Source organism: Actinoplanes sp. 13 (assembly GCF_056134165.1).
In genome coordinates this window covers 642,046-654,866 of sequence record NZ_JBVYOQ010000002.1, presented here as the reverse complement: position 1 = coordinate 654,866, position 12,821 = coordinate 642,046, and the positions used below count along the sequence as shown (strand labels likewise).

Below are 12,821 nucleotides of genomic sequence, written 5' to 3'. Positions count from 1 at the left end.
TATGAAGATTCTGCGTGCCCTGCTGGCGGCGGCCGCCTCCACCGCACTGCTGGCCGGATGTGTGCAGGGCGAGGATGCTCCCGCCAAGACCGCCGACGCGGTGACGTTGCGGCTGGACTACGCCTACTACAACCCGGCGAGCCTGGTGCTGCGCGAGCAGAAGTGGCTGGAGACCGATCTGGCCGGCCGGGGTGTGACGGTCAGCTGGCAGCTCTCGGCGGGCAGCAACAAGGCGAACGAGGCGCTGCGGGCCGAGGCCGTCGACGTCGGCTCGACGGCGGGCGCGGCGGCCCTGGTGGCGCGGGCCAACGGGGCGCCGATCAAGACGATCGACGTGTTCAGCCAGCCGGAGTGGGCGGCGATCGTGGTGCCGAAGGACTCCCCCATCACCGGCGTGGCCGGGCTCAAGGGCAAGAAGGTGGCTGCCACCAAGGGCACCGACCCGTACTTCTTCCTGCTCCAGGCCCTCGACGAGGCGGGGCTGAAGCCGGCCGACGTGACCGTGACCAACCTTCAGCACGCGGACGGCAAGACCGCACTGGAGCGCGGCGACGTGGACGCGTGGGCCGGGCTCGACCCGCTGATGGCCACGTCCGAACTGGACTCGGGCTCGAAACTGATCTACCGCAACGTGGCGTTCAACTCGTACGGGGTGCTCAACGCCACGGAGAAGTTCCTGGCCGCGCAGCCGGACCTGGCGCAGGCGGTGGTGAACGCCTACGAGCGGGCCCGCCAGTGGATCAAGGACAACCCGGACGAGGCAGTCGCGCTGTACGCCCGGGAGGCGAAGATCTCCGAGCAGGTCGCGAAGAAGGTGCTGACCGAGCGGACCCGTCTCGACATCGACCCGGTGCCGGGCGCGGCGCAGCGGGCGGTCTTCGAGAAGATCCTGCCGGTCCTGGTCGCCGACGCCAACGTGAAGAGCCAGGAGTCGGCGACGGCGGCGATCGACTCGCTGTTCGAACCGAAGTTCGCCACCGCCCGGAGCGTTTCGTGACGTTGCTCGGCACCCCCACCACCGCCGGCCGCCTCGCGCGGCCGGCGGCCGGCGCCGTGCTCCCGCTCGGGTTGCTGGCGCTGTGGCAGGTGACAGCGTCGGCCGGGATCTTCTCGGCGGCCCAGCTGCCGCCGCCGAGTGAGGTGGTCGCCGCGCTCGGTGAGCTGATCCGCCGCGGCGAGCTCTGGCATCACCTGGCGATCAGCACGCAGCGGGTGCTGATCGGCTTCGCGGTCGGCTCGGCGCTCGGGCTGGCGCTGGGCGGCCTGGTGGGTCTCTCCCGAACGGCGCGCGCCGCGCTGTCGCCCACCGTGCAGGCGATCCGGGCGGTGCCGTCGCTGGCCTGGGTGCCGTTGCTGCTGCTCTGGCTCGGCATCGGCGAGACCCCGAAGATCGTGCTGGTGGCGATCGGGGCGTTCTTCCCGGTCTACACGACGGTGTCGGCGGCGCTCGCGCACATCGATCCGCATCTGGTCGAGGTCGGCCGGGCGTACGGTCGCAGCGGGATCCACCTGCTCGCCACGATCCTGTTCCCGGCGGCCACCCCGGCGATCCTGTCCGGGCTGCGCCTCGGGCTGGCCCAGGGCTGGCTGTTCCTGGTGGCGGCGGAGCTGATCGCGTCCTCGATGGGGCTGGGCTTCCTGCTGATCGACAGCCAGAACACCGGGCGCACCGACGTCATGCTGCTGGCCATCATCCTGCTGGCGCTGCTCGGAAAACTCAGCGACACCGCGCTCGGGATCGGCGAGAACCGCCTGCTGGCCACCCGCCGGTGATACTGCTGCCATGAGTCTTCTGCTGGTCGCGATCGTGGAGATGGCCGAGGGGCAGGTCCCGGCCGGCCGCGCCTACGAGGATGCCGTGCTCGCCCTGCTGGGCCGGCACGGCGGGACGCTGGAACGGCGCCTGCGCGAGGCGAACGGCAACGAGGTGCACGTCATCCGGTTCGCGTCCCGGGCCGGGCTGGAATCCTTCCTGGCGGACCCGGAACGGCTGGCGAGCCGGGCCGAGGCCGGCGACGCGGCGCCGGCCACCCAGGTCCTCGAGGTGCACGACGTCCTCGAGGTCATCGACGTTTGAGCCTGTCACGCGGCCAGGCGGAAGACTTCCGCGTGCACCTGGCGGGCCGGCACCCGCAGCCGGCGCAGGCTCTCCAGCACGGCGCCGGTCAGCGCGGCCGGGCCACAGACATAGACGTCACGCTCGGCGACGTCCGGCACCAGGGCGTGCAGGCTCTCCGGGCGGAACGGCTGATTGTCCGGCCCGGACCGGCCGGTGAGCAGGTGCAACCGCGCGTTCTTCCCCCGGACCAGGTTCCGCAGCTCCCCGGCCAGGACGGCGTCGGCCTCGCTGCGCACCCGGTAGAGCACGACCACGTCGTCGCCGACCTCCGGGTCCTCCAGCAACGAGCGGATCGGCGTGACCCCGATGCCGCCGGCGATCAGCAGCGTCGCCGTCCGCACCCGATGGTCCAGGGTGAAGGCGCCGTACGGGCCCTCGGCGAAGACCCGGGCACCGACCCGCAGATCCCGCAGCCCCTTGCTGGTGGCGCCGATGCCCTTGGCGGTCAACCGCAGCGAGCGCCCGTTCGGCGCGGCCGACAGCGAGAACGGGTTCACCTGCCACCACCGGTTGTGGCCGGGAAACCGCCACAGGAAGAACTGACCGGCCCGGGCCGGCAGCCGGTCCAGGTCGCGGCCGGTGACGTGCACCGACACCACGTCCTCGGACTCCGGGACGACGGCGGCCACCCGGAACCGGTGCCGCCGGTTGCGGACGACCGGGACGATCACGCGGCCGGTGAGCAGGGCGCCGAGCGCGAACGCCCACAGACCCCACCAGTAGATCCGGGTGCCGAGGTTGATGGTGAAGGCGGTTCCCTCGTACAGCTGATGGATCACGCCGAGGACCACGACCACGTAGAGGACCAGGTGCAGGGCGTGCCAGGTCTCGTACGACAGGCGGCGCCGGGCCGCCCGCACCGAGACGGCGGCCACCAGCGCGATCAGGCCGACCGCGACCATGCCGAGCAGCACCGGGAGCTGTTTGCCGAGGGTCACGGCGGTCCGCAGCACCGGGTCCTCGCCGTACCGGGCGAACCCGACGATCACGAAGGACGGGTGCAGGACGGCCAGCCAGAAGACGGTGAACCCGGTCCAGCGGTGCCAGGAGGTCAGCTTGTCCATGCCGAACCCGCGGTCGAGCAGCGGCAGGCGGGCGATCAGCAGCAGTTGCACGATCAGCGTGAAGGCGAGGTAGAGGCCGAGGAGGCGGCCGATCGAGCCGAAGAGGTTGTGCGCAGGCGGGCCGGCCAGCTGGAAGAGGATCTGGATGACGGTCAGGTTGACGAGCAGGAAGGCGCCGAGAGCGAGGCGCGCGGCCAGGTCGGGACGGCGGACGGTGATTACCTGTGGGTGGGTCAGGGCGGTCATCCGGTCTCCCCTGCCGAGCCGACTGTCTACAGGGCGTACCACTGCCGTCACTCTATGGTTCGACGACGTCTCCGAGCGAGCCGAGGGTCAGGAACGCCGCAGCTGCAACTGACCGCCCGGCATGACGAGGCCACCGGCTCGCCAGTGCAGAGTGATGGCGTGGTCAAGAACGCGTGCCATCTCTCCCGCCATCCAGCCTCGGTGACTGAACCAGACCGACTCGGCCAGGTGCGCGATGCCGACCACCAGCGACAGCAGATCGTCCGCATCGCGCTCCGGACGTGACTGCCAGGCGGCCCACAGGCTTTCGACTTCATCGAGCAGAACGAAAGCCTCAGGCCGCAGCTGCACGCCGCGGAGCCTGCCGCCGATGTCACGAATAGCTCTAGTCATCTCTGCAGCACCGACGAACAGCGTCTTGTCTTTCAGCAGTGCAGGGATGCCATCGCTATCGATCTTGAGCCAGACCCGCCAATCATGCCCGACACCGACACCGATGAGTTCGAGGTAGGAGAGCTTCGCTGATCGAGCCTGGAGCAGGCCGATGGAATTGCGGCTCGGTTCGTCCAGGACAACCTTGGTGGTGGCACCCCTTTCCGGGATCTCGAACTTGTACGGGATCTTCCTCGCCGTTTCATCGGACGTGTGGCTCACATACGTCCACTCGTTGATCGAACTGATCCAGGAGCAGAACGCCTTCTTTTCCGCCCACGTCAAGCCCACGACCGGGTCGTCGGGCCGCCGTGACGCCAGGCCCCGGGTCCAGTGCGCCGGCCAGAACGCCGGGCTGTCCCCCTTGATGACTCGCAGGAAGAGATCGAACTCCGCGTTGGTGATGGGTTCGCTGACCAGTACGACACCCGGCTCGGGATGCCTGACCCGACGCAACTTACGGGCCAGGATGACCTGTCCGATCAGTCCTGCCCGCCTGAGATCACCAGAATGAGCTTCGGCAGACAAGACCTGTTCCAGCCGTTCCCGGAGTTCCGGATCGAGCTCTCGGGCCACCTCGGCGCAATCCGAGGCAAGGAGAAGTGAGCGGACCGTGTCCTGCTGCAGGCACGCCTCGACAATCGGTCCGGCGTCGGCGTTGGCGCTGTACAAAAGTGTCACTTCACGCCACCACGGTTCGTCCGTACGTTCGGCCAGATAACCGCCCCTCCCCCTCTCGCGGAGACGAACGGCGGCCAGGAATTCTTGGAAGGTCAGGTGCGCGAAGGCGTAGACACCACTCTCACGCTGCAGGAGCAGACCACTCTGCTGCTCGGTCTCCGCCAAGAATTCGCGCGGACTCACCCCGGGCGCCACCCGCGCCAACTGATCTCGAATCAACCGCGCGGCTACGGCAACCTCGATGTCACGCCGGCGATCTCGCATCATGGTCAGAGCGAGATGTCTCAGCACCGACTCACGCTGATCCGCGGAGAGGTCGCCGGTCAAGCCCTTCGCAGCCTGCCTACCGCCGAGGAACACGTGGCAGATCTCGCGGTACAGATCCGCCCTGCCGCCCGGCAGCACACCACGGTAATTATGGACATGAGCCATCATGGTCAGCAGCAACGGATTCACCGCCAGGTCATACAGCTGAGTGTTGTCACGCAGCCGTTGCAGGAGCTCTTCAGCCCGCTTTCTGGCGTCGGAGATCACCACCTCGTCTCTGCGGCCGGCCTGCCTGATCTCGGTTGCCGTGTACCAGAGCCGCAGGAAACGCTCGATCTGGCCGTGGTTGAAGGGCCGCACTTGCAACACGTCCGCCGAGGTGAGCGGATTACTCTGATATCCGTACGGCCGCGAGGTCAGGAGGAACCCATTGGTGTGGTGAACTGATATCTGGCGTTCCACCCAGTTGGAGACAGCCTGGCGTTGATCCGGATCGGCCACCTCGTCAAGACCGTCGAACATGACCAGACAAGCGCCCTTACCCAGTTGTCGCTCAAGCCAAGGGCCGGCGCCACCCAGTTCCGGCGGCAGGGCGGCCGTTACTGCTTCGATCAGCGGCAACTCCGGGTTTTCGGCGATGGCTTTCGATTGGTCGCGGATGACCAGCAGCAGAGGTACCCGGTTACGGAGAGGGCGTGTCGGAGGGCGTCCCGACGCCAAGGCGAGCGCCAGGTGTTTGAGCAGAGTGGTCTTGCCGCTGCCGGGCGGTCCCACGATCGCCAGCGTCCGAGGTGGCCACTCCGTCAGGAACGTCCATACCGGCCTCCGTTCCAATGCGGCGTCACCAATCTTGGCCAACGGGTCCCCCGTTGCCAGGTGTATCGGCCGGGGCACCAGACTGACGTCGACGAAGACACTTTCCACCGCCAGATAGTGCGGTCCTTGTGTATTGAGGCCTCGGAAGTCCATGTCGCGGTTGCGGGCGATGATCCACTTCAGATAAGCGCGCCGAACAGGCGACGGCAGCCAGCGAGGCGCCGGCGTGTGTGGGCGGGGTCGCTGCCGCCACACCAGCACACCGGCGGCAGCGGCGGCCGAGGCAAACCCACCGATACTGGAAAGCTTGTCCATCGTATCCAGGGGCTCGCCACCGATGAGAACCGCGATCGCAGCGACCAGGGCGATCACGATGGCACCCGCGAGCAGTGTCTGCACGGCGGACATCGTGGCAGTGCGTATCGAACGTTGTCACGTTGACCTTGACGGTCAGGATGAGGAAGCCGCAGCCGGAATCGAACCGGCGTGGACCGTTTTGCAGACGGTTCCCTGACCACTTGGGCATGCGGCCGTGGTGTTGCATCGTGCGGGCGGCAGGAGTCGAACCTGCTCAGCGCTGAGGCACCCGGTTTACAGCCGGGCCCGACTCTCCGACGTCGGCGCGCCCGCCAGCATTTCCTGGACGACGAAGCGCCGCCCACCCCCGGCACGGGGATGGGCGGCGCGGAAGAGCATCGCGAGCGGTCTCAGCCGCGCCACCGGTCGGGGGTGGGATAGCAACACATGACCAGACTCCTTCGCTCGCGTTCGACACCAACCTAGGTGTACCGGCGTGACCCGGCAACACGTTTACTGCGGGGCGCCGAGGCCGTCGAGGGCCTTGGCCGCTCCCCGGTGGACGGTCACCGGAGCGGTCTGACGCGCCGTCTCCAGGCTGATCTCCTTGGCCGCCGCGTTCGCCTGCTCCAGCTGGGTCTTGCGCTCGAACAGGGTCTTGGTCAGCACACAGGCCACGTTGGCGTCCAGGTCGTCGCGGACGAGCAGGTAGTTCGGGACCACGATGGTCTTCGTGTCGGCCGCGGTGCCGTACGCCGCCGCCGGGATCGTGCCCTCCTGGTACACCTCGTTGATCTTCTGCATCGCCGGCAGCAGCGGGGTGATATCGAGGAACTCGACCTGATCCTGCGCCGTGGTGAGCAGGTCGGTGATGCCCGGCGTGGGCAGCCCGCCGGACCAGAACAGCGCGTCGATCGTGCCGTCCTTCATGCCGTCCACGGTCTTGGTGAGGTCCAGTTTCTGCGCCTGCACGTCGCTGTCCGGCTTGAGGCCGGCGGCGGTCAGGATCCGGTTGGCGATCACCTCGGTGCCGGATTTCGGTGAGCCGGTGGACACCCGCTTGCCCTTCATCCCGGCGACGTCCTTGATGCCGGCCGCCTTGCGGACGATGACCTGCGTGTAGTTGGTGTGGATGCGGGCCAGCGCGGCGACCGGCTGCTTCGCGGTGAAGCTGCCGGCACCGTTGACCGCGTCCGCCGCGGTGTCGGCGAGCGAGAACGCGACCCCGTAGTTGCCGGCCACCAGCTGCTGGATGTTCTGCACCGAGGCGCCGGTCTCCGAGGCGGTGGCCTGCACGTTGCCGCCGGAGGCGTTGACCTGTTCGGCGTACGCGTTGCCGAGCGCGAAGTAGACGCCGGTGGCGTTGCCGGTGGCGATGCCGACCCGGGTGGCCTGGCCGACCTCGCAGGTGACGTCGCCGCCGGTGTCCGAGGCGGCCTGGTCCTGCCGGCCGCCGCAGGCCGCGGTCGTCGCCGCGAGCGCGCCGGCCAGGGCGATGCTCAGAACTCGTTTCATTGATCCTCCCGTGGATTTTTCCTCTGGACCAGAGCTATGACGGCCGCGACGAGCAGCGCCCCCACACCCGCGGCCACGGCGACCGGCGCCAGATAGAGCAGGAGCAGCCCGGAGAGCCCGGCCAGCACGCGGCTCACCGGGCCGGCCGGCCCGATCCCCGGGAACCACGCGCCGGTCGCCACCGCCAGGCCGAGCACGGCGAGCCCGGCAGCCGCCGTCGCCCACGCGACGTTCACGAACGACCCGCGGGCGAGCAGGAACTCGCCGTTGTCGGTCAGCACGAAGGCGATCGGCGCCAGGAACGCCGGCAGCGCGTATTTCAGGGCCTGCCACATGGTGGCGATCGCCCGGCCGCCGGTGATCGCGCTGGCGCCCACCGCCGCCAGGGCGGTCGGCGGGGTGACCTCGGAGAGCACCGAGTAGTAGAAGACGAACATCGCCGCCGCCGGGGCGGGCACACCGAGCGTGAGCAGCGCCGGGCCGATGATCACCCAGCCGATGATGAAGCTGGCCGTGACCGGCACCGCGAGCCCGAGCAGCGCCAACGCGGCCGCGGCCAGCACCACGGTCAGCCCGAGCACCACCTGCGGATGATCGGCGACCGCTTGCGCGCCGCTGACCAGCAGGGACGCGAGCTGGGCACCGAGACCGGTCTTCGTGGTGGTGGCGGTGATGATCCCCGCGGCGGCGCAGACCGCGACGACCGGCAGAACCCCGCGGACCCCGGCCGAGAGCGCGGCGAACGCCCGTTGTGGGGTGAGCCAGGAACGCCGTTCCAGGAAGGACAGCCCGGCGGCGAGGATCGTCGCGTAGACCACCGCGCGGGTGGCGGTCTCGCCGAGCGCCAGCAGCACGACGATGACCACGAGCGACGAGAAGTGGTAACCGAACCGGCCGAGCAGCCGCCATGCGCTGGTGGCGGGGGCGTCGATGGCGCGGACACCGTACCGCCGGACGTCGATCTCCACCGCCAGCAGGATGCCGAGGTAGTAGAGGACGGTCGGGATCATCGCCCAGCCGAGCACGGTCAGATAGGAGACGTTCAGATACTCGGCGACGATGAAGGCGGCCGCACCGAGCGTCGGCGGCGACAGGATCGCGCCGACCCCGGCCGCGGCGAGCATCCCGCCGGCCTGCTCCCGCGGGTACCCCGCCTTGCGCAGCATCGGCCAGGTCACCGCGCCGACGCTGACCGCGGTGGCCGTCCCCGACCCGGAGACCGTACCCAGCAGGAAGCCGGCCGCCACCGCGGTGCGTCCCGCGGCGCTGCGCGACCGGCGGAAGGCGGCGACCGACAGGTCGACGAAGAACCGGCTCGCCCCCGACAGCTCCAGCACCGCGCCATAGATGGTGAACAGCACGATGTAGGTGGCCGCCACGTCCAGCGGGGTGCCGTAGAAACCGCTGCCCGAGTTGTAGAGCGCGTCCACGATCTGCGCGAAGTCCAGTCCCGCGTGCGCCACCGGCCACTGCTGCGGCAGCAGGCCACCGTAGTAGCCGTATGCCAGGAAGAACAGGCAGACGATCGGCAGCGCCCACCCGGTCGTCCGCCGGCTCGCCTCCACCACCAGCAGCAACAGAACCGCGCCGAGGACGACGTCGACCGGTTCGAGCAGACCCTGCCGGTCCAGGAACGCGTTGTAGCCGCCGGCGAACGGATTCACCGGGTACAGGCAGACCAGCGCAGCGGCGCCGGCCAGCAGCCAATCGCTCACGCCGGGCGTCTCCCGGCCTTTCCCGAAACCGCTTCTGTACGCCAGGAAGCACAGCGGCAGCGTCCCGGCGAGGAAGATGATCAGGTAGTACTGGCTGCCCTGCGCGAGAGGGCGGAACACCTGCCACAGCACGAGCAGCGCGACCCCGAAGGCGACGATCCCGACGAACGTGCCGACCCGGCCGGGGAGCTCGCGGGCGGGCCGCTCCTCCTCGTCGTAGTGCAGCGCCTCGAGGGCGTCCACACTGGACGGTCGAGGTGGGTCGCCCACCACCGAAGATCGATCATCGCCCATGAAACGGACAGTACTATGTCGCTCCCTCCTGAGTAACGATCACCGCACGTCGGGATGACGACTGGTCAGCGAGCAACTCCCGCAGCTGAGTCCGCGTCGCGTTCCAGCGCATCCACCTCGTGCCCTGCGGTGGCTCCTCGCAAGCGGCGAGCACCGCCCGGACCTGAGCGGTGTGCACCTCCACGAGTCGCCGGAGGTTCCACGGTACGGAGTCACTGAGCAGCTGCATGGCGAGGTCGGCCAGCTCACGACGGGCCGCACGCTCGGGATGCCGGTCCGGCACGGATCGCTGCAGCGCGTCACCGCACGCCTTCACCAGCATCGGCAGTGTCAACCCGGCGTGCTCGGCGGTCGCCGCGATCCGGCACGCCTCGCTCACCACCGGCAGCGGCACGTCGTCGTGCACCAGAGCGGCCAGGAAGAGCTCGGTGAACGCGGTGTGCGCCTGAGCATCCCAGATCGGCAGGTGCGCCGCGGCGATCCGCGCGCCGGTCAGGCAGACCTCGCGAATCTCCTCCGGCCCTCGTTGCAGCACCGGCAGGAGCCAGATCTGGAGCAGGACCCGTGCCGCGGACGGAGCATCCGGCGCGATCGAACCGCAGAAGGTGCGGGCGACCACGCCGAGAGGCGAGTCCAGCAGCGGCTCCACGACGTGCACCAGAAGGTTGTCGTTGACCCCCGCCTGCAGATGGACCCGTTGCCGCAGCGTCTCGAACAGCAGCCCGTCGACGTAGGTGGCCGGCTCCCCTTCCGGCCGGTTGGACAGCCAGTACGGATCGAGGCGGGGCACCGTCGCGGTGCCGTCGGCAACCGCCAGCCGCAGATCGCGGCCGCCGTCCGGGTCCCGGCAGGGGGTCAGTTCGAGCACCTCGGTGAGGCGGCCCCAGCCCTCGTCGGTGAGCTGCGAATGCCAGAGCAGCATCTGATCGTGCCAGCACCGGCCGGCCGACTGTTCCGCCGGCCGGGCCAGCTCCCCGAAGCGCAGGCCCGGGGCGATCGTCACTGCCAGCAGGAGAAGGTTGGCGGAGTAATTGGCGTAGCGGGCCGGCATGGCCTGCGGCACCGGCTGGTAGTCGGCCGCGGACGCCGTCCAGCCGGTGTGCAGGCATCGCCGGTAGCGCCCGAAGACGACATGCCGCCACTGTTCCCGCTCCTCGTCGCTCAGCCGGGTGGCCATCTCCGCCAGGAACCGGAGGATCGGCGCCCGGACCACCAGCGGTGCGAACGACAGCAGGCGGGAGAACAGGCCGTCGTCGGTGTTCCATGTCGGTGAAGCAGTCACTGCCTCGCGCGCCACCACCTCACGCAACAGTTGCCAGGTGTAGCGGGCCACGAGGTATTCGCCGAAGGTGGCGTGCAGAAACTCGTACGTCTGCAGGGTCTGCCGGCCACGAAGGGTCTGCGCCCGGTGCACGAAGAAGAAGCGGCCGAGCAACAGGGTGGCGGGATTGATGCCGTCCCCCGCCGGAGGTGCGGGTGCCGGCCCGAAGACTGCCGCAAGGTCGCGGAGCAGTTCCGCCTCGGTCACCCACTGAGCCGACCGGTTCAACATGGCGAAGGCAACGATCGAGAGGCGGTGCAGTTCCTCCTCGACCGCCGCTCGGCACTGCGCCTCGGACAGGTGCGGGCTCAACTTGCGGACCTCACGGCGCGCGAAGCTGACCAACAGCCGCTCATAAAGATCGCTCTCGGACAGTTGATCGGTGTGCTGGAGCGCGTTCTCGTCGGCGTCGTAGAGGGCGAGCAGCAGGAGCAGCAGCGGCTGCGACGCGAGGCCGGCGAAGCGAAGCGCGATCCCGGCGGGGAGAGGACGCAGTCCGCGCACCCGCAACTCCACTGCGTTCGCGTCGTTCCAGGTGTCGAGCCAGGCCGCCACCCGCCGGTCGTCGAAGGGCTCGAGGCGCAGCATCAAGGTGCCCGGTGGAGTCCGGGCCCGGTCCGCCACATTGGTGCGCGTGGTGACCACCACCGCAACCGCCCGGCCGAGGTCCCGTTCCCGCTGCTGGAAGTCGGCGGCCTGATAGAGATAGTCGCTCCTGCTGGTCGCGGTCGCCTGCAGCAACTCGTCGAAGCCGTCGAGCAGGACGACCGGCAGGCGACCCTGCGCGGCCTCGGCGAACCGTGGCCAGGCGGTGACCTCGGTAGTGGCGGCCTGGAGGGCCTGCTCGATCTGTCGCTGCAGATCGAGTGAGGTGTCGATCTCCCGCAGCGGGACGCGGACCGGAAGGAAGCCGCCCCCGGAGAGTTCGGCGGCGAGCACCTTGGTCAGCACCGATTTGCCGGCACCCGGCTGGCCGAGCACCACGATCGGCGCCGACTGAGCGCGGGGCGAGGTCAGATAGCCGGCGAGAAAGGGATAGAGATCGGCGCGAACCGGCGACTCCTCCCAGAAGCGCTCGTCGCTCGCCGGATGGTCGGACGCCGACTCGCTGACCCGGAACAGCGATGGCAGATAGGCCTTTCGCAGACTCGGCACGCCCAGCCCGGCCGGCAGATCACCGGTCTCCACGATCGGCCGATCCAGCAGCGCGCCATAGACCCGGCACACCACCTCGGTCAGCCCGGCCGGCGCCGCCGCCGGGCCGCTGACCCGCAGCATGAGGTCGTGCAGTTGCCGGACGGAGTCGTGCAGGCCGGTGGCGCGCTGCTCCCGGAGCCAGAGGTCCACCTCGGGACAGTCGGCGCGCAGGTCGAACAGCAGACGCTCGTAGTGAGCCACACCCAGGTCAGGCATCGTGGCGAAGACGCGCACGGTTTCGTCCCGCTCCCGCTCGCCGAGCCCCTCCCAGAGCCGCAGCCCGGCGAGGAACGCCCGGGTCGCCTGCGCGAGATGCTCGTAGGCCGCCCGCACCGCGGCCAGATGGTCAGCGCGGGTGCCGTGCGGCTCGGGCAGCGCCACCCCGGTGTGCAGGGCGGCCAGCGCCAAACTGTCGACCCGGTTGGAGCCACTGCCGGCGAGGCTCATCTGCTCGCGGGCGGTCAGCTCGGCGTCGGCGAGGCGGAACGGCAGGCGGGCCTCGGCCAGCGCCTCGAAGAACGCGGTCACCACGACGATCGCGTGGGCGGCCACGATGCGTTCGGTGCGCTGCAACCGGTGCGCGCCGGTGAGCCGTTGTGACGTCGCGCGGACGAACTGCTGCGACAGCTTGGCGAACTGGGCGTGCGCGTCGAACCAGCTCAGCACGGCGCCCGGGTCGACAGCCGTGGCGCTGAGCAGCAGCCCACCGGTCAGGTCGTTGAGGCGGCGCATCCAGTCGGCGTCGGGTCCCTGCCCGAGGATGCGTACCGCGTCGGCGTAGCTGAGCGATCGGGGCATCACCTCATGCTGCCGACGGGACGGCGCCGCCACAACGCCCCGATCTACTGACGACCTGA

General features: G+C 69.5%; 8 protein-coding genes and 2 tRNA genes. 3 read left to right on the top strand and 7 right to left on the bottom strand.

The features are described from left to right. Position 1: 1 nt before the first annotated feature. From AC0NH5_RS07460 to AC0NH5_RS07450, 3 genes are read left to right on the top strand one after another with little or no spacing between them, the layout of a single operon-like run. Positions 2–997 carry an aliphatic sulfonate ABC transporter substrate-binding protein gene (locus AC0NH5_RS07460; protein WP_474401249.1) on the top strand — a complete coding sequence of 332 codons (996 nt, stop codon included), beginning with the start codon at positions 2–4 and terminating at the stop codon, positions 995–997. After that, entirely contained in the window at positions 994–1,773 is a 780-nt protein-coding gene (locus tag AC0NH5_RS07455; protein ID WP_474401247.1) for an ABC transporter permease, read from the top strand. The genes AC0NH5_RS07460 and AC0NH5_RS07455 overlap by 4 nt, the downstream gene beginning before the upstream one ends. Positions 1,774–1,783: 10 nt before the next feature. After that, the gene (locus AC0NH5_RS07450; RefSeq protein WP_474401245.1) at positions 1,784–2,077 is read left to right on the top strand and encodes a hypothetical protein; all 294 of its coding nucleotides are present in this window, start codon (positions 1,784–1,786) and stop codon (positions 2,075–2,077) included. Positions 2,078–2,082: 5 nt separating this feature from the next. Here AC0NH5_RS07450 and AC0NH5_RS07445 read toward each other — a convergent pair whose 3' ends face one another. From AC0NH5_RS07445 to AC0NH5_RS07415, 7 genes are all read right to left on the bottom strand, one after another. After that, positions 2,083–3,429, bottom strand: coding sequence for a ferredoxin reductase family protein (locus AC0NH5_RS07445; protein WP_474401243.1), 1,347 nt, complete (start codon positions 3,427–3,429; stop codon positions 2,083–2,085). 87 nt (positions 3,430–3,516) lie between these two features. Next, complete coding sequence (locus tag AC0NH5_RS07440; protein WP_474401241.1) at positions 3,517–6,024, bottom strand: NACHT domain-containing protein; 2,508 nt, start codon at positions 6,022–6,024, stop codon at positions 3,517–3,519. A gap of 62 nt (positions 6,025–6,086) precedes the next feature. Further along, positions 6,087–6,157, bottom strand: a tRNA-Cys gene (locus AC0NH5_RS07435). 14 nt (positions 6,158–6,171) lie between these two features. Continuing rightward, positions 6,172–6,255: transfer RNA gene (locus AC0NH5_RS07430), tRNA-Tyr, on the bottom strand. 180 nt (positions 6,256–6,435) lie between these two features. After that, positions 6,436–7,437, bottom strand: coding sequence for a TAXI family TRAP transporter solute-binding subunit (locus AC0NH5_RS07425; protein ID WP_474401239.1), 1,002 nt, complete (start codon positions 7,435–7,437; stop codon positions 6,436–6,438). Beyond that, positions 7,434–9,446 (bottom strand): TRAP transporter permease, encoded by a 2,013-nt coding sequence (locus AC0NH5_RS07420; protein WP_474401237.1) that lies wholly within the window; start codon positions 9,444–9,446, stop codon positions 7,434–7,436. Before AC0NH5_RS07420 ends, AC0NH5_RS07425 begins: the two co-directional genes overlap by 4 nt. A gap of 13 nt (positions 9,447–9,459) precedes the next feature. Beyond that, positions 9,460–12,762: an NACHT domain-containing protein gene (locus AC0NH5_RS07415; protein ID WP_474401235.1), complete on the bottom strand. Its 3,303-nt coding sequence runs from the start codon at positions 12,760–12,762 to the stop codon at positions 9,460–9,462. Positions 12,763–12,821: the final 59 nt, after the last annotated feature.

Bases quoted from the DNA above. Each gene is read 5' to 3' on its own strand.
- AC0NH5_RS07460 (WP_474401249.1), top strand. From the start codon at position 2: ATGAAGATTCTGCGTGCCCTGCTGGCGGCGGCCGCCTCCACCGCACTG.
- AC0NH5_RS07450 (WP_474401245.1), top strand. From the start codon at position 1,784: ATGAGTCTTCTGCTGGTCGCGATCGTGGAGATGGCCGAGGGGCAGGTC.
- AC0NH5_RS07445 (WP_474401243.1), bottom strand. From the start codon at position 3,429: ATGACCGCCCTGACCCACCCACAGGTAATCACCGTCCGCCGTCCCGAC.
- AC0NH5_RS07425 (WP_474401239.1), bottom strand. From the start codon at position 7,437: ATGAAACGAGTTCTGAGCATCGCCCTGGCCGGCGCGCTCGCGGCGACG.
- AC0NH5_RS07420 (WP_474401237.1), bottom strand. From the start codon at position 9,446: ATGGGCGATGATCGATCTTCGGTGGTGGGCGACCCACCTCGACCGTCC.
- AC0NH5_RS07415 (WP_474401235.1), bottom strand. From the start codon at position 12,762: ATGCCCCGATCGCTCAGCTACGCCGACGCGGTACGCATCCTCGGGCAG.